Here is a 16,377-nt window from a genome sequence, read left to right on the forward strand (position 1 = left end):
CATGCCACACTATTTCATCGATCGCCCGATCTTTGCCTGGGTGCTGGCCATCCTGGTGATGCTGATGGGCGGGTTGGCCGTTCTCGGCCTGCCGGTCAACCAGTACCCCAGCATCGCGCCGCCGGCGATCAACATCGCGGTCAACTACCCCGGTGCCTCGGCCCAGACCGTGCAGGACACCGTCGCGCAGGTCATCGAGCAGCAGATGAACGGCATCGACGGTCTGCGCTACATGAGGTCAGAAAGTGGCTCCGACGGCAGCATGCGGATCACTGTGACCTTCGACCAGGGCGTTGATCCGGATATCGCTCAGGTGCAGGTGCAGAACAAGCTGCAGCTGGCCACGCCGATGCTGCCGCAGGAAGTGCAGCAGCAGGGTATCCGGGTGACCAAGGCTTCCTCCAACTTCCTGATGGTTGTCGGTCTGATCTCAGCTGACGACAGCATGAGCAACGAGGACCTGTCCGACTTCATCATTTCCACTATCCAGGACCCGATCTCCCGTACCAGCGGGGTGGGCGATTTCCAGGTATTCGGTTCGGCCTACTCCATGCGGATCTGGCTGGATCCGGCCAAACTGAACAAGTTCCAGCTTACGCCGATCGACGTGCGCAACGCCATTTCGGCGCAGAACGTGCAGGTATCCGGTGGCCAGCTGGGCGGTGCGCCTGCCGTGCCTGGTCAGCAGCTCAATGCGACCATCATCGGCAAGACCCGTTTCGAGACACCTGAGCAGTTCCGCAACATCCTGATGAAGGTGGACAACAACGGCTCGCAGGTGCGTCTGGGTGACGTGGCGCGGGTCGAGCTCGGCGCGCAGAATTCCGCTTTCCGGGCGCTGTACAACGGCCAGCCGGCCACCGGCATGGCGATCCAGCTGGCTACCGGCGCCAATGCGCTGGATACCACTGAGGCGGTCAAGCAGACCATCGCCGACTTGCGGCCCTATTTCCCGCAGGGTGTGGAAGTGGTGTATCCGTTCGAGACTGCTCCGGTGGTATCCGAATCCATCACCGGGGTGGTGCACACCCTGATGGAAGCCATCGTGCTGGTTTTCCTGGTGATGTACCTGTTCCTGCAGAACTTCCGTGCCACGCTGATTCCGACGCTGGCTGTACCGGTGGTACTGCTGGGTACCTTCGGCGTGCTCTCGGCGTTCGGATTCAGTATCAACATCCTGACCATGTTCGCCATGGTGCTGGCTATTGGCTTGTTGGTGGATGATGCCATCGTGGTGGTGGAGAACGTCGAGCGGGTAATGGCCGAGGATGGCCTGCCGCCGGTGGAGGCGACGCGTAAATCCATGGATCAGATCCAGGGTGCGCTGATCGGTATCGGCCTGGTACTGTCCGCGGTATTTGTGCCGATGGCCTTCTTCGGTGGTTCCACCGGTGTGATCTATCGCCAGTTCGCCATCACCATCGCCTCGGCCATGACCTTGTCGGTACTGGTGGCGCTGATTTTCACGCCGGCCCTGTGCGCCACCATTCTCAAGCCGATTCCCAAAGGGCATAAGCACGAGAAGCGCGGTTTCTTCGGGTGGTTCAACCGCACCTTCGAGCGTGGTGTCAACCGCTATGAAAAAGGGGTGGCAGCGGTTCTCAAGCGCAAGGCACCGTATCTGCTGCTGTACGTGGTGATCGTCGGCGCTATGGTCATGCTGTTTGGCAAACTGCCGAGCTCCTTCTTGCCGGATGAGGATCAAGGGGTGATGTACGTTCAGGTTCTGGGGCCGGCGGCTCGACCATGGAGCGTACCCAGCAGACCGTGGACGGCATGCGTGAGAAGCTGCTAACCGAGGAAAGCGATATCGTCCAGTCGGTGTTCACGGTGACCGGTTTCAGCTTTGCTGGCCGTGGCCAGAACGCGGCCATTGCTTTCGTTGGTCTCAAGCCGTGGGGCGAGCGCAGCGAGGCAGGTATGAGCGTCTTCGACCTGGTCGAGCGGACCGAGCAGCATTTTGCCGGCTTCCGTGACGCGGCGGTCATGGCTTTTGCCCCGCCGGCAGTCATGGCGCTGGGTAACGCCACCGGGTTCAACTTCTTCCTGCAGGACAATGCAGGCGTGGGGCACGAAGCGCTGATGCAAGCGCGCAATCAGTTGTTGGGCATGGCCGCACAGAGCGAAGTGCTGACTGGCGTGCGCCCCAATGGCCTGAATGACGAGCCGCAATACCGCCTGATCATTGATGATGAGAAAGCCCAGGTGCTGGGGGTCGCGCTCAGCGATGTCAACAGCACCCAGTCGATCGCCTGGGGGTCGAGCTATGTCAACGACTTCATCGATCGAGGCCGGGTCAAGCGGGTTTACCTGCAAGCCGAAGCCGATGCGCGGATGAACCCCGAGGATATGGACAAATGGTTCGTACGTAACAACCAGGGCGAAATGGTGCCGTTCAGTGCCTTCGCCTCCGGCGAGTGGGTTTACGGTCCGCCGAAACTGGCCCGTTACAACGGTGTACTGGCCATGGAGATTCAGGGCGAGGCTGCGCCGGGCTACAGTACCGGGCATGCAATGGCGGAAATCGAGCGCCTGGCCCAGCAACTGCCAGCCGGTATCGGTGTGGACTGGACCGGGCTGTCCTACGAGGAGCGCCTGTCCGGCGACCAGGCGCCAGCGTTGTACGCGTTGTCGCTGCTGGTCGTGTTCCTGTGTCTGGCGGCGTTGTATGAAAGCTGGTCGATTCCGTTTGCGGTGATGCTGGTGGTACCGCTGGGTGTGATCGGTGCGCTGTTGACGACCATGGGCCGCGGCCTGTCCAACGACGTGTTCTTCCAGGTTGGTCTGCTGACGACCATCGGGTTGACGGCGAAGAACGCGATTCTGATCGTCGAATTCGCCAAGGACCTGCACGAGCAGGGCATGTCCCGGGTCGATGCCGCAATCCAGGCCTGTCGCATGCGTCTGCGGCCGATCATCATGACCTCGCTGGCCTTCACCCTGGGCGTGGTCCCGCTGGCGCTCGCCAGTGGCGCTGGCGCCGGTAGTTCGCATGCCATTGGTACCGGTGTGATCGGCGGCATGCTCACGGCCACCGTGCTGGTGATCTTCTGGGTACCGTTATTCTACGTAATGGTATCTTCGCTGTTCTCGCGCAAGATCAGTTACGACAATAAGGAGGAAGCACAGTGAAACGTTCATTGATGTGTCTGGCTGTGCTGGGAGTCTTGAGCGGTTGCTCGATGATTCCCGATTATGAGCGCCCGGCATCGCCGGTGGCCGATGTCTGGCCGACCGGTGAAGCCTATGGCCCGCTGAACTCGGAAACCCAGGCGATGGAGCTGGGCTGGCGGGACTTCTTCCGCGACCCAGCGCTGCAGCGCCTGGTCGGTATTGCGCTGGAAAACAACCGTGATCTGCGCATCGCCGCGTTGAATGTGGAAGCCTACCAGGCGCTGTATGGTATCCAGCGCGCCGCGCTGTTTCCGGATATCACTGCCGATGGCAGCGGCAACCGCACGCGCACCCCCGAAGGGCTGAGCCCGACCGGTGAGGCGACCACGGGTGGCCAGTATTCCGCGACCTTGGGCGTAGCCTGGGAGCTGGATCTGTTTGGCCGCCTCGACAGCCTGAGCGAACAGGCGTTGGAAGAGTTCCTGGCTAGCGAAGCGACCCAACGCAGTGTGCGGATCAGCCTGATCGCCAGCGTCGCCAACAGCTATATGACCTGGCAGGCAGACCGCGAACTGCTCGCCGTTACCGCGCAGACGCTGAAGGCTTATGAAGACAGTCTGGCGCTGGTGCAGCGCAGCTATGATGTCGGTGTGGCCTCGACGCTGGAATTGACCCAGGCGCGTACAGCGGTGGAAACCGCGCGCTCGGCATTGGCGCAATATCGCCGACTGGTGGCGCAGGATCGCAATGCCCTGACCCAGCTGCTGGGCCAAAGCATACCGCTGGAAGACGTGGAGATGGGCGGGCTGGATATGGAGCTGCTGGCCGATCTGCCGGTCGGCTTGCCGTCCGAGCTGCTGTTCATGCGCCCCGACGTGATTGCCGCCGAGCACCAGTTGCGCGCTGCCAATGCCAGTATCGGCGCGGCGCGGGCGGCTTTCTTCCCGAGCATCCGGTTGACCGGCGCGGCGGGCAGCGCGAGCAATGACCTGTCGGAGCTATTTGACGGTGGTACGGGCTACTGGAATTTCATGCCCAGCATCAGCGTTCCGATCTTCAATGCCGGACGGCTGCGGGCGAATCTGGACTACTCGGAAATCTCCCGGGATATTCGCGTCGCCCAATACGAACAGACGATCCAGGACGCGTTCCGCGACGTCGCGGATGGTTTGGCGGCCCACGAGACCTATGCCGACCAGGTACAGGCGCAGCGCAATCTGCTGGAAGTCAGCGAAAGCTATTACCAGATAGCCGAGCAGCGCTACCGGACCGGAGTGGACAGTCACCTTATTTTGCTCGATGCGCAGCGGCAATTGCTGATGGCTCAGCAGCAGTTGGTGAATGATCGACGCAATCAGCTGATCAGCGAAGTCAATCTGTTCAAGGCGCTGGGCGGTGGTTGGCAGGTGGGTGATACGGCAGCGGCTTCGGCGGTGCCGGAGGCCTGACCGGCCGTCTCGCATCAGGCCGGCGGTTGCGGTCTGATGCGCAGTGGCAGGCTGACAGGCAAAAAAAGGGCCCGCTCAGAGAGCGGGCCTAAATCCGTGATTAGCCTGATGAGGAGATAACCGTCCGTCTCACGACGTTCTGTTATCCAAGCCACCTTGCGGCGACTTGTGGTTAATAATAATCGTTATCATTTGCATGTCAAGCAAATTGACTAAATTTAATTCACTGCCAGCTGTTTGTAGTAGGTCAGTTCCCGGTTCATCAGGTCGATCCGTCGCGCCATGCTTTCAATCAGGCTATGGGCGATGCGCGGATTGCTCTGCATCAACGCCAGAAATTGCTCCTTGGGAATCATCATCACCGTGGTCGGCGCACTGGCGATAACCGTCGCTGAGCGTTTCTCCCGGGTGAACAGCGCCATCGCGCCGAATATCTCGTCCTGCTGCACATCACCTACCTTGATCCCCTCGACAAACGCCTCGGCATGCCCTTCGGTGATGATGAACACATGGCCGGCCTCATCGCCCTGGCGGATCAGTTCATCGCCCGGAGCGAAGTGCTGGAAGCCGGTGACCGGTCGTACTTCCAGCGGCTTGCTACGCGCGAGCGCGTCGGACATCAATGCGGCCTGGCCGAGAATGTACTGGGTAAACTGTTCCTGGCGGGTATTGCTGGCGTGGATGTGACGAAACAGCGCTTCGCGATCATAGGGCACCAGTTCCAGCGGCTCTTCGCTCATGTAGACGCAGGGTGCGGTATTGAGCCCCTGACGCAATCCGATGAGATCGCCTTCCTGGATATAGAACAACGGCTTGCCATCGATCAGGGCGTGCAGCAGGCCGCTTTTCAACAGGTACAGGTTCTTGCTGCCTACATGGCTGTAGAGGTCATCGATCGCGCCCAGACGAATCGGCGCAGCGCAGGGGGCAAGCCCGTCGAGCAGCTGTGCCGGGATGCGTTGCAGCGTGCTGATCAGCTTTTCTGCATAGGGGGGCTGGTCGCCGATGAGGTACATGACTAATTCCTTTTTTCGCGAGTCCTGAATTGTCGTTACCATACTGCAATTCCTTTTGCTTCTGCCAATGGAAAACGCGCAGCCGTTGGCAAATTCGGCGGTTGGCTGATCCTCGCGTGGCTATCACTTCTGCTGCTCTTCCAGTTGTTGCAACAACTGTTGTTTATAGGTGGGGTCGAGCTGGTTCCAGTGCACATCCTGCAGGGCGCCGGCGATGGCGAACAGCAATGTCCTGGAGGCGCCGAAGCCGCGCGAGCGGACCGCGCAATAGGCGGCGACCGGGCCACGCCGGCGTAGCTCCTCGGTAGTGTGGATACCGGTGGCGCGCAACCATTGAACGGAGGTTTTGCCCAGGTTGCGCAAGCTGAGAAGTTCATTATCGGTCATGACCACCTCCCGATACGCCGGGACGCGGAGGGCATGATGAGCACAATACGGGTGCCGGCTGGTGTGGCCGGCATCGGTCTGGTTTCTGGCATGGCTTCGGGCTTCTTTTTATTGGTTCCCGAAAATCAGTGTAGTGGGCGCCAGCTGATCCGTACAGCCGGCGTCAGGGTCATATGCGAGCGCGGAGCTGTTCTGTGAGCTGATCGATGCTGTCGCGCTGTTCGGTATTGACGGTCAGGGTAATCTGCAGCTCGTCTTCCTCCAGTGCTTCCAGTTGTTGCAGCTGCTGGCGCACGACATGAATGTCGGCATCGGACGGATCGCCACCCTTGCGCTGCCGTTCGTTCAGCCAGATCTCGATGGTATCCAGCGATGCCTGGCAATGCAGGATCAGGCAGGGCGCGCCCTGTTCCTCGATTGCCTGGCGCACCTGCTGGCGCTGTGCCCGCTGCAGATGCGTGGCGTCGACCACCACCGAATAGCCTGCTGCCAGGATCTGCGCAGCCAGCTGGGCCAGACGGGTGTAGGTTTGCTGGCCCAACTCGGTGGAGTACAGGTCCGTATCGGAGCGGTCGCTGCCGAACAGCCGCTTGCGTTCGACATCGGAGCGCACGCGGATCACACCGAGACGGCTGACCAACTGCTGACTCAAGGTACTTTTGCCGGAGCCGGACAGACCGTGGGTGAGCAACCCGAAGCGGCGTGGGATTTCGGTGTAGCTTTCGGCCAGGGCGGTATAACTCCGGTAGCGCGCCATGACGTCGGCGCGCTGCTGGTCGCTGAGGTCGGGGTTGAGGCCCAGCAATGCCACCTTGGCCCGTACCATGGCGCGGTAGGCCTTGTAATAACTGAGCACGGGGAGGCCGGCATAATCACCGGTGTGTTCCAGCCAGCCGTTGACGAAGCGCTGGGACAGCTCGGCTAGGCCACGGTCTTCCAGATCCATGGCCATGAAGGCGACGTCGGCCATGACATCGGTCCAGCGGAAGGCGTCATTGAACTCTATGCAGTCGAAGAGGGTCACTTGTCCGGCGAATATAGTGACGTTGTCCAGGTAGATGTCGCCGTGACACTCGCGAATCATGCCGTCGGCCTTGCGTTGTGCCAGTTGGGGAATCAGCCGTTGGAAGGTAGTATGCGCCCATTGTTCCAGTTGTTCGAGTTGCGCCAGATCGGCCGGTTCGCTCAATAATGGCCGGATCTGCTCGAAATTCTGGGCCACCGGGGCATGCACCTGATCCGGCTGACCCCAGGCAGACTCCAGGGGCGCGTGCTCGATCTGCCCATGGAAGGTGGCGAGCGTCGTCGCCAGGGAGTCGATGTGCGATGGAGCCAGCTCACCGGCACGCTGCATATTCCCGAGCAGGTCCTGCTGGCGAAACTGACGGGTCTTGACCATGTATTCAATGATCGGGCCGTCACCATCGAGGCGGGGTGCAGCTTCGCTGCCCCGGACGGCAACGACGTCCAGGTAGAGTTCCGGGGCGAGGCGCCGGTTCAAGCGCAGCTCTTCAGCGCAGAAATGCGCGCGCTTATCGAGGGTGGAATAATCGAGGAAACCGAAATTGACCGGTTTCTTGATCTTGTAAACGAAGTCGCCGGTGAGAATTACCCAGGAAATGTGGGTTTCCATCAGCGTGAAACCGGTAACCGGATGGTCGTACAAGGCCGGGTTTTGCAGGGCGGTCAGCAGTGTCTGGCTCACATTGGGTCCTGTAGTGGCTTGGCAATGCGGGCATTATGCGGGTTGGTCGCAGCGAGGCCAACCATCGCCGCCGTTCGCTGGAGCGGGCGCGGCTAAGCGAGACGTGGAGTGATCAGGGAATTATGGGTAGAAAACGCAGTAAACGAGCTGTGCGCAAGGTTGGCTTCTGGAAACGCTGGTCGGGCCTGCTGTGGAAGTTGGCGATAGTCGGACTGGTACTGTTTGCCGGGTTGGCCGTTTATCTGGACGCCGTGGTGCAGGAGAAATTCTCCGGCAAGCGCTGGGCGGTCCCGGCCAAGGTCTTTGCCCGGCCGCTGGAGCTGTATGCCGGGCAGAAGCTCAGTCGCGATGATTTCGTGACCGAGCTGTCGGCGTTGGGCTATCGCTCGGTATCGGCGGTCAAGCAACCGGGGCAGATGTCCGTGGCCGGCAGCCGGGTGGATGTATATACCCGCGGTTTCCAGTCCTTTGAAGGGTCGGAGCCGGCACAGCGCATCAGCGTCCGTTTCAGCGGTCAGCAGGTCACGGGATTGTCGGGCAATGGCGAGGTGGTGATGGCCCGGATCGAGCCGCTGATGATCGGCGGCATCTACCCTGCGCACAACGAAGACCGTATTCTCATTCGCCTGGACCAGGCGCCGCCCTATCTGGTGGAGGCGCTGGTGGCGGTCGAGGATCGGGAGTTCTTCCAGCATTTCGGTGTTTCGCCAAAGGGCATTGCCCGGGCAGCCTATGTCAACGTCAGCGCCGGTGGTGTGGTGCAGGGCGGCAGCACATTGACCCAGCAGTTGGTAAAGAACTTCTACCTGAACAGCGACCGCAGTCTGATTCGCAAGGGCACCGAGGCGATCATGGCGGTGCTGCTCGAGCTGCATTACTCCAAAGAAGCGATTCTTGAAGCTTATCTGAACGAGGTGTTCCTCGGTCAGGATGGCCGGCGCGCGGTGCACGGCTTCGGCCTGGCGAGTCAGTACTACTTTGCCCAGCCGTTGCACGAACTGGAATTGCACCAGGTGGCACTGCTGGTCGGCATGGTCAAGGGGCCGTCGCTCTTCAACCCGCGGCGCCAGCCGGAGCGGGCCAAGAAGCGCCGTGATCTGGTCATCCAGATGCTGGAAGAGCAGGGCGTGATCACCGAGGAGCAGGCGGGTCTGAACATCGCCAAGCCACTGGATGTCACGGTACGGGGAACCATGGCGGATACCAGCTACCCGGCCTTCATGGACCTGATCAAGCGCCAGTTGCGTGCAGACTATCAGGATGAGGATCTGACCAGCGAGGGGCTGCGCATCTTCACCAGCTTCGATCCGTTGCTGCAGCTCAAGGCGGAACAGGCGGTGGAAACGGCCTTCAAGCGGCTGGGTGATCGCGCCGGCAAGGAAATGGAGGCCGCCATGGTGGTCACCGGCGCGCAGACCGGTGAGGTATTGGCGCTGGTCGGTGGCCGCAATCCGCGTTTCTCCGGTTTCAACCGGGCGTTGGATGCGTCACGGCAAATTGGCTCGCTGATCAAGCCGGCGGTATTCCTCACCGCGCTGGAGCAGCCGCAGCGCTATTCGCTAATTACCCCGGTGGACGACTCGCCCATTACCTTGCCAGCGGAGCAGGGCAAAACCTGGTCGCCGCAGAACTACAGCCGTGTAAGCCATGGACTGGTGCCCCTGCATGAGGCCCTGTCGCGTTCCTACAACCAGGCCACGGTGCGTCTCGGTGTCGACGTTGGCGTCGACAAGGTGCTGCAGACCGTTGAACGCATGGGCGTGCAGCATAACTGGCCAGCGTACCCGGCCATGCTGCTGGGCTCGGGGGCGATGACGCCGCTGCAGGTCACTGACATGTACCAGACCCTGGCCAGCGGTGGCTTCAATACGCCGCTGCGGGCGATTCGCAACGTGTTGACCGCCGAGGGTGAGCAGCTCAGCCGCTACCCGTTCAAGGTGCAGCAGCGCTTCGACTCGGCAACTATTTTCCTCATGCAGGAAGGAATGTCGCGGGTCATGGCGGAAGGAACCGGGCGCTCGGCCTATAATCAGATACCGTCCGACATCCGGTTGGCGGGCAAGACGGGTACAACCAACGATCTGCGCGATAGCTGGTTCGCCGGCTTCTCGGATGATCTGCTGGCAGTGGCCTGGCTGGGCCGTGATGATAACGGCCAGACGCGTCTTACCGGCGCCACGGGGGCGCTGCAGATATGGAGCGCCTTCATGGCCGAGGCGCATCCGAACAGTCTGTCCGAGGTGCCACCGGGTGATATCGGTTATGCCTGGGTCAACCGCTTGACGGGCGAGGGCAGTGACCCAAGCTGCCCGGATACGGTACAGATGCCCTTCCGCGCCGGCTACGAGCCGCTGCCGGGCCCTGGCTGCCGGCCGCTGATTGACACCGCGCCAGTGAAAGAGGGGGCTGGTCGAGTGATGGATGTCATCCGTGGATGGCTGCAATGAACATGAGGAGCAAGGCAATGGATAGTAAGCGAATTGGACTGCTGGCTGGTTGCATCATGGTATTGGCAGGCTGTGCCGGTTCGGGAGGCTCCATTCCGGTGGTGGACTCGGGGCGGCCGGTGTCCAATGAGGATATGCAGAGCGGCGCCGGCATGCCGGCGCCAACGCAGCAGCAAACGCAGCCGCAGCAAACGGATGGCGGTGTGGTGGTATTGGTGCCAGACGGTGAGGGTGGCTCCAGCGCGGTCGAATCTTATCCGCTGGACAGTGCGCCGATAAGCAGTCAGCCGTCCACGCAGACTCCCGCATCGAGCGGGGGGCTGCAGGAGGACGAGCAACTGGCCGGTCCGGTGCTGGCGCTGTTGACCTCGGCCCGGCAACAGGAAAGCGGTGGTGACCTGAGCAGCGCCTCCGCCAGCCTGGAGCGGGCACTGCGCATCGCTCCGCGCGAGCCCCAGGTGCTTTTCCGCCTCGCCCAGGTGCGTCTGGAGCAGGGTGATGCGGCGCAGGCCGAGCAATTGGCCCAGCGCGGTTTGTCTTATGCTTCGGGGCGCCCCGCGTTGCAAGCCAGCCTGTGGGGGCTGGTGGCCGATGCGCGTGAGCGTCAGGGTAACAGTGCGGGTGCAGCCCAGGCGCGTGAGCGGGCCAAGGTGGCGCTGTGATGCATCAATGGCATGCGTTGGCGGACGCCTTGCTGGAACTCGAGCAGGAGCTGCGCGCACTGAGCCGGTGGTCGGCGCAGGCACCTTCGGCTGCTGCGCTATCCAGTCAGCAGCCCTTCTGTGTCGATACGCTGGATTTCGAGATGTGGCTGCAGTGGATCTTCATTCCCCGCATGCTGAGCATTATCGAGAACAACGGACCCATGCCGGCGGGATGCAACATCCTGCCGATGGGTGAAGAAGCTTTCGCTCCGCTCGGCCGTCGCGGTCACGGTTTGCGGGCGACCCTGGGGCGCATCGATCAGTTGGCCGTTGAGCTTGCCGCTCAGGGCTGACGGCTGCAGTTTTCCTGCAGGTCTTCCTGCGCCTGGCTGATCAGCTGCTGGCGCTCATCTTCACCGATTCGCTCTACTTCGCCGGCCTCATTGGTCCGGCGCAGACGCGGATTGTTGAGCAGGGTCTCGAGATTGCTGCGTACCTTCTCGCAGGCGGCAGTACGTTGTTCAGCGCGGGCGCGTTCTTGCCGGCGCTGTTCGGCTGTCGCATCCGCGGCGCTGGTATCGGCTTTCAGGGGCAATGGCGCGGGCGCGCGCAGCTGGCCGCCTGGTGGTGGCGAGGGTTGTATCCTGATCTGCTGGTAATTACTGCCGGTCGGCGGCAACTGGCCGTACTGCATCACTCCGCGTTCATCCTGCCATTGATACATCTGCTGGGCCATGGTGCTGGTGGCCAGCAATCCCAGTGTCAGGGCCGTCAATAATCTCTGCATGTCATTGTCATCCTTGTTATGTGCATCCACCGGTCAGCGGCCTGGCTACTATAGCCAATCACCGGGCGGGCGATACAGCCCATCTGTGAAGATGCGGGCGAGTCAGACTTTTGTACAACTTGGCTTGACTTGTCGCCGCTGAGTGTAAACAATTCGGGGTTCTCATAAGCGCGCTGTTATCGGAGCCTACTCGGCATTCGGGGCGGCACGCTTTGTTGCTCAATCCGGGAGGCGGAATCCCGCATGCTCCTGGCCTGGCCCCGCACGCGCTACCTCGCGCTGGGTGAGACCGTCCGGCTACCTGCAGGGATGTGTCTCCATTGCACGCAGTCAAGCTGTTGCATGACAACCACCGTTGCCAATGCACTGCCGAGCAGTAAAACAGGTATCCTGCCGCTCGCCTGGGGTGAACGGCATGCTAGAGGTGATTCAAAAGTGGAACTTTTATCCGGCGCTGAGATGGTCGTCCGCTCCTTGCGTGACGAGGGTGTGAAATTTATCTATGGGTACCCCGGCGGTGCCCTGTTGCATGTATATGACGCGATCTTCCGCCAGGATGATGTAACGCATGTGCTGGTGCGCCATGAGCAGGCCGCCGCGCACATGGCTGACGGTTACGCGCGCGCCACCGGCAAGCCCGGCGTGGTGCTGGTGACCTCGGGTCCCGGCGCAACCAATACCATCACCGGTATTGCCACCGCCTACATGGACTCCATTCCGATGGTGGTCATTTCCGGTCAGGTGGCCAGCCACATGGTCGGCACTGACGCGTTCCAGGAAACCGACATGGTCGGTATTTCCCGGCCGATCGTGAAGCACAGCTTCATCGTCAAGGACCCGCGCGAGATTCCGGAGATCGTCAAGAAGGCCTTTTATCTGGCCCAGACTGGCCGTCCCGGTCCGGTGGTCATCGATATTCCCAAAGACATGACCAACCCGGCCGAGAAGTTCGAATACAGCTACCCGAAGAAGGTCAAGCTGCGTTCCTACAATCCGGCGGTCCGCGGTCATTCCGGACAGATCCGCAAGGCGCTGGAACTGATGGTTGAGGCCCGTCGCCCGATCATCTATGCCGGTGGCGGCGTGATCATGGGCGGTGCGGCCAAGCAATTGACCGACCTGGGCAAGGAACTGGGCGTGCCGGTCACCAATACCTTGATGGGGTTGGGTGGCTTCCCAGGCAGTGATCGTCAGTGTCTGGGCATGCTCGGTATGCATGGCAGCTACGTGGCCAACGTCGCCATGCACCATGCCGACGTGGTGATGTGTATTGGTGCCCGCTTTGATGACCGGGTCATCAACGGCGCCACCAAGTTCTGTCCGAACGCCAAGATCATTCATATCGATATTGACCCGGCGTCCATTTCCAAGACCATCAAGGCGGACATTCCGATCGTTGGTCCGGTCGACAGCGTGCTGACCGAGATGCTGGCCATCTCCCGCGAGCACAAGCTGCGCCCGAATGCCGATGTGCTGGCCGCCTGGTGGAAGCAGGTCGATGAATGGCGTGGTGACGGCAAGCTGTTCCCCTACGACATGGGTGACGGTTCCATCATCAAGCCGCAGACGGTCATCGAGACCATGTGGGATGTCACCAAGGGCGATGCCTACGTGACTTCCGATGTGGGTCAGCACCAGATGTTCGCGGCCCAGTATTATCCGTTCAACAAGCCTAATCGCTGGATCAACTCCGGTGGCCTGGGCACCATGGGCTTCGGCTTGCCGGCGGCCATGGGTGTGCAGCTGCATCACCCTGATGCCACGGTTGCCTGCGTCACTGGCGAAGGCAGTATCCAGATGAACATTCAGGAGCTGTCGACCTGCCTGCAGTACGACCTGCCGGTCAAGATCATCACCCTGAACAACCAGGCGTTGGGCATGGTGCGTCAGTGGCAGGACATGCAGTACAACAGCCGCTACTCGCATTCCTATATGGAGTCGCTGCCTGACTTCATCAAGCTGACGGAGTCCTACGGCCACGTCGGTATCCGGGTTGATAAGCTGGATGATCTCAAGCCGGCGATGGAAGAAGCATTCGCCCAGACCAAGCGGCTGGTATTCATGGATATCCGCGTGGACAATGCCGAGCACGTCTATCCGATGCAGATTGCAGGCGGATCCATGCGTGACATGTGGTTGAGCAAGACGGAGCGTACCTGACATGAGACACATCATTTCCGTACTGCTGGAAAACGAGCCCGGTGCACTGTCTCGCGTGGTCGGTCTGTTTTCCCAGCGCAACTACAATATCGAGACGCTGACCGTGGCGGCGACGGAAGACCCGACGTTGTCGCGTCTGACGCTGACCACCATCGGTCAGGAAGATGTCATCGAGCAGATCACCAAGAACCTCAACAAGCTGATTGAGGTGGTGAAGCTGGTCAATCTGTCCGAAGGGGCGCATATCGAGCGTGAGCTGATGCTGGTCAAGATCAAGGCCACCGGTGCTCAGCGCGCCGAAATCAAGCGCACCACCGATATTTTCCGCGGCCAGATTGTCGATGTGACCAGTAGTGTGTATACCGTTCAGCTGGCAGGTACGTCTGATAAGCTGGATAGTTTTATCGAAGCGGTTGGCCCGGCGACAGTACTGGAAGTCGTGCGCACCGGAGTGTCCGGCATTGCGCGCGGTGAAAAGGTTCTGAGCATTTAAACAATTGAGCAGTGGTCCGGCGGGACCCGCATAGAAAGGGGATTTACATGCACGTTTTTTATGACAAAGATTGCGACCTGAGCATCATCCAAGGCAAGAAGGTTGCCATCATCGGTTACGGCTCGCAGGGCCATGCCCACGCCTGCAACCTCCAGGATTCCGGCGTTGACGTAACTGTGGGCCTGCGCCCGGGTTCGTCCTCGATTGCCAAGGCCGAGGCCCATGGTCTGAAAGTCACCGACGTACCGGCTGCCGTCGCTGCTGCCGACGTGGTCATGATCCTGACCCCCGACGAGTTCCAATCCCAGCTGTACCGTGACGAGATCGAGCCGAACCTGAAGCAGGGCGCCACCCTGGCCTTCGCCCACGGTTTTGCCGTTCACTACAACCAGGTCGTGCCGCGCAAGGATCTGGACGTGATCATGGTTGCTCCCAAGGCGCCGGGTCACACCGTACGCTCCGAGTTCGTCAAGGGTGGCGGTATCCCTGACCTGATCGCGATCTTCCAGGACGCTTCCGGCAACGCCAAGAACGTCGCGCTGTCCTACGCCAGCGGCGTGGGCGGTGGTCGTACCGGTATCATCGAAACCACCTTCAAGGACGAGACCGAAACCGACCTGTTCGGTGAGCAGGCAGTTCTGTGCGGTGGCGCGGTTGAGCTGGTCAAGGCTGGCTTCGAGGTGCTGACCGAAGCGGGTTACGCGCCGGAAATGGCTTACTTCGAGTGCCTGCACGAACTGAAGCTGATCGTTGACCTCATGTACGAAGGCGGTATCGCCAACATGAACTACTCCATCTCCAACAACGCGGAGTACGGTGAGTACGTGACTGGTCCTGAAGTCATCAACGATGAGTCCCGCGCTGCCATGCGCAACGCTCTGAAGCGCATCCAGTCCGGTGAGTACGCGAAGATGTTCATCGCTGAAGGCGCGCACAACTACCCGTCGATGACAGCTGCCCGTCGCAACAACGCGGCGCATCCCATCGAGCAGGTTGGTGAGCAGCTGCGCGGCATGATGCCGTGGATCTCTGCCAACAAGATCGTTGATAAGAGCAAGAACTGATTTCAGTTCTTTGAAAAACGCGGCCAAGGCCGCGTTTTTTTATGGGCGGGCCTGGCCGGGACTGGTTATTTGGCGATCAAGTTGCCACACTGTGCAGTCCGGCAAAGTGTCAAGGTAAGCATATGAAAGACGAGCAGCAGCACGATCCACATTTCGATGGCGACAGCCCGCATACCCTGTTGCCGATTGATGAGCATATCGAGGAAATGCCAGGACCGGACGGCAAGAAGGTGCGCCATCGCGGTATCTACCTATTGCCCAATCTGTTTACGACAGCAGCCCTGTTTTCCGGCTTTTACGCCATCGTCAGTGCCATGAATGGCAATTTCTCCCACGCCGCCATTGCCATCTTCGTGGCCATGGTGCTGGACGGGCTGGACGGCCGGGTGGCCCGCCTGACCAATACCCAGAGTGCGTTCGGGGCTGAATATGACTCCCTGTCGGACATGGTCGCCTTCGGCGTCGCGCCAGCGCTGGTTGCTTTCACCTGGGCGCTGGACGATATGGGCAAGGTCGGCTGGGTTTTCGCATTCATCTATGTGGCGGGTGCGGCATTGCGTCTGGCGCGCTTCAATACCCATATCGGCTCGGAGGACAAACGCTACTTCACCGGTCTGGCCAGTCCGTCGGCTGCGGGTCTGGTGGCCGGGATGGTGTGGGCGCTCAACGACTTCGGTATTGATGGCGGCGATATCTCGTTCCTGGTGGGCGTGCTGACTGCGCTTGGCGGTTTGCTGATGGTGAGTAATGTACGTTACTACAGCTTCAAGGATCTCGACATGCGCGGCCGAGTGCCGTTCTTCGTCATCCTGCTGGTAGTCCTGGTATTTGCCATTATCTCTACCGACCCGTCGCGAATCTTGTGGTTCATCTTCATTGCCTACAGCGTTTCCGGCCCCATTCAGGCCGTCTGGCGCTGGCGGCGTCGGGAAGCCTCGGCAACTGAATCCGAGAAAGTTGATAAACCCTCTTGACGGCATCGCTGAGGGGCCTATAATGCGCCCCTCGCAAGTCGCTGAGCTTTTCCAAAAGCCCAGGCCAATCAATAAGTTAGCGATAACTTGAGGGTTGACAGACAAGCGAAACGGCGTAGAATACGCCGCTCACTGAAG

General features: G+C 60.6%; 12 protein-coding genes and 1 pseudogene. 9 read left to right on the forward strand and 4 right to left on the reverse strand.

Annotation, left to right across the window (positions count from 1 at the left end; genetic code table 11):
• Window position 1: 1 nt before the first annotated feature.
• Window positions 2-3,132, forward strand: a pseudogene (locus QAO71_RS02290) (efflux RND transporter permease subunit).
• Window positions 3,129-4,562 (forward strand): efflux transporter outer membrane subunit, encoded by a 1,434-nt coding sequence (locus QAO71_RS02295; protein WP_280165140.1) that lies wholly within the window; start codon window positions 3,129-3,131, stop codon window positions 4,560-4,562. The pseudogene QAO71_RS02290 and the gene QAO71_RS02295 overlap by 4 nt, the downstream one beginning before the upstream one ends.
• Before the next feature lie 218 nt (window positions 4,563-4,780).
• On the opposite strand, the gene QAO71_RS02300 is transcribed toward QAO71_RS02295, so the two are convergent.
• The 3 genes from QAO71_RS02300 to QAO71_RS02310 form a co-directional block, all read right to left on the reverse strand.
• Complete coding sequence (locus tag QAO71_RS02300) at window positions 4,781-5,578, reverse strand: cyclic nucleotide-binding domain-containing protein (protein WP_036993083.1); 798 nt, start codon at window positions 5,576-5,578, stop codon at window positions 4,781-4,783.
• A 123-nt stretch (window positions 5,579-5,701) separates the two neighbouring features.
• A complete protein-coding gene (locus QAO71_RS02305) occupies window positions 5,702-5,965 on the reverse strand; it encodes a TfoX/Sxy family protein (protein ID WP_036993081.1) in 264 nt (87 codons plus the stop codon).
• A gap of 169 nt (window positions 5,966-6,134) precedes the next feature.
• Window positions 6,135-7,670, reverse strand: a complete 1,536-nt coding sequence (locus QAO71_RS02310; RefSeq protein WP_074779294.1) for a bifunctional aminoglycoside phosphotransferase/ATP-binding protein — start codon at window positions 7,668-7,670, stop codon at window positions 6,135-6,137.
• Between the two features lie 122 nt (window positions 7,671-7,792).
• On the opposite strand from QAO71_RS02310, the gene mrcB reads away from it, so the two are divergent.
• From mrcB to QAO71_RS02325, 3 genes are read left to right on the forward strand one after another with little or no spacing between them, the layout of a single operon-like run.
• Window positions 7,793-10,117, forward strand: a complete 2,325-nt coding sequence (gene mrcB / locus QAO71_RS02315; RefSeq protein WP_036993077.1) for a penicillin-binding protein 1B — start codon at window positions 7,793-7,795, stop codon at window positions 10,115-10,117.
• A gap of 17 nt (window positions 10,118-10,134) precedes the next feature.
• Window positions 10,135-10,779 carry a tetratricopeptide repeat protein gene (locus tag QAO71_RS02320; RefSeq protein ID WP_036993075.1) on the forward strand — a complete coding sequence of 215 codons (645 nt, stop codon included), beginning with the start codon at window positions 10,135-10,137 and terminating at the stop codon, window positions 10,777-10,779.
• Window positions 10,779-11,114, forward strand: a complete 336-nt coding sequence (locus QAO71_RS02325) for a YqcC family protein (protein WP_036993073.1) — start codon at window positions 10,779-10,781, stop codon at window positions 11,112-11,114. The genes QAO71_RS02320 and QAO71_RS02325 overlap by 1 nt, the downstream gene beginning before the upstream one ends.
• Here QAO71_RS02325 and QAO71_RS02330 read toward each other — a convergent pair.
• Entirely contained in the window at window positions 11,105-11,548 is a 444-nt protein-coding gene (locus tag QAO71_RS02330) for a DUF4124 domain-containing protein (RefSeq protein WP_280165141.1), read from the reverse strand. The genes QAO71_RS02325 and QAO71_RS02330 overlap by 10 nt on opposite strands.
• Window positions 11,549-11,983: 435 nt before the next feature.
• Between QAO71_RS02330 and QAO71_RS02335 the strand changes: the two genes are divergently transcribed.
• The 4 genes from QAO71_RS02335 to pssA all read left to right on the forward strand — a co-directional run bounded on the left by QAO71_RS02335 (window position 11,984) and on the right by pssA (window position 16,239).
• Complete coding sequence (locus QAO71_RS02335) at window positions 11,984-13,708, forward strand: acetolactate synthase 3 large subunit (protein WP_280165142.1); 1,725 nt, start codon at window positions 11,984-11,986, stop codon at window positions 13,706-13,708.
• Window position 13,709: 1 nt separating this feature from the next.
• Window positions 13,710-14,201, forward strand: coding sequence for an acetolactate synthase small subunit (ilvN, locus tag QAO71_RS02340; protein ID WP_036993070.1), 492 nt, complete (start codon window positions 13,710-13,712; stop codon window positions 14,199-14,201).
• Window positions 14,202-14,248: 47 nt separating this feature from the next.
• Complete coding sequence (gene ilvC / locus QAO71_RS02345; protein ID WP_036993068.1) at window positions 14,249-15,265, forward strand: ketol-acid reductoisomerase; 1,017 nt, start codon at window positions 14,249-14,251, stop codon at window positions 15,263-15,265.
• A gap of 122 nt (window positions 15,266-15,387) precedes the next feature.
• Window positions 15,388-16,239, forward strand: a complete 852-nt coding sequence (pssA, locus tag QAO71_RS02350) for a CDP-diacylglycerol--serine O-phosphatidyltransferase (RefSeq protein ID WP_036993067.1) — start codon at window positions 15,388-15,390, stop codon at window positions 16,237-16,239.
• The last annotated feature ends 138 nt before the right edge of the window (window positions 16,240-16,377 follow it).

It is taken from the genome of Halopseudomonas sp. SMJS2 (genome assembly GCF_029866945.1).
GTDB lineage: Bacteria > Pseudomonadota > Gammaproteobacteria > Pseudomonadales > Pseudomonadaceae > Halopseudomonas > Halopseudomonas bauzanensis.

Excerpts from the sequence above, each read along its gene's own strand:
- QAO71_RS02300 (WP_036993083.1), bottom strand. The coding sequence starts at position 5,578 with ATGTACCTCATCGGCGACCAGCCCCCCTATGCAGAAAAGCTGATCAGC.
- QAO71_RS02305 (WP_036993081.1), bottom strand. The coding sequence starts at position 5,965 with ATGACCGATAATGAACTTCTCAGCTTGCGCAACCTGGGCAAAACCTCC.
- mrcB (WP_036993077.1), top strand. The coding sequence starts at position 7,793 with ATGGGTAGAAAACGCAGTAAACGAGCTGTGCGCAAGGTTGGCTTCTGG.
- QAO71_RS02320 (WP_036993075.1), top strand. The coding sequence starts at position 10,135 with ATGGATAGTAAGCGAATTGGACTGCTGGCTGGTTGCATCATGGTATTG.
- QAO71_RS02325 (WP_036993073.1), top strand. The coding sequence starts at position 10,779 with ATGCATCAATGGCATGCGTTGGCGGACGCCTTGCTGGAACTCGAGCAG.
- QAO71_RS02330 (WP_280165141.1), bottom strand. The coding sequence starts at position 11,548 with ATGCAGAGATTATTGACGGCCCTGACACTGGGATTGCTGGCCACCAGC.
- ilvN (WP_036993070.1), top strand. The coding sequence starts at position 13,710 with ATGAGACACATCATTTCCGTACTGCTGGAAAACGAGCCCGGTGCACTG.
- ilvC (WP_036993068.1), top strand. The coding sequence starts at position 14,249 with ATGCACGTTTTTTATGACAAAGATTGCGACCTGAGCATCATCCAAGGC.
- pssA (WP_036993067.1), top strand. The coding sequence starts at position 15,388 with ATGAAAGACGAGCAGCAGCACGATCCACATTTCGATGGCGACAGCCCG.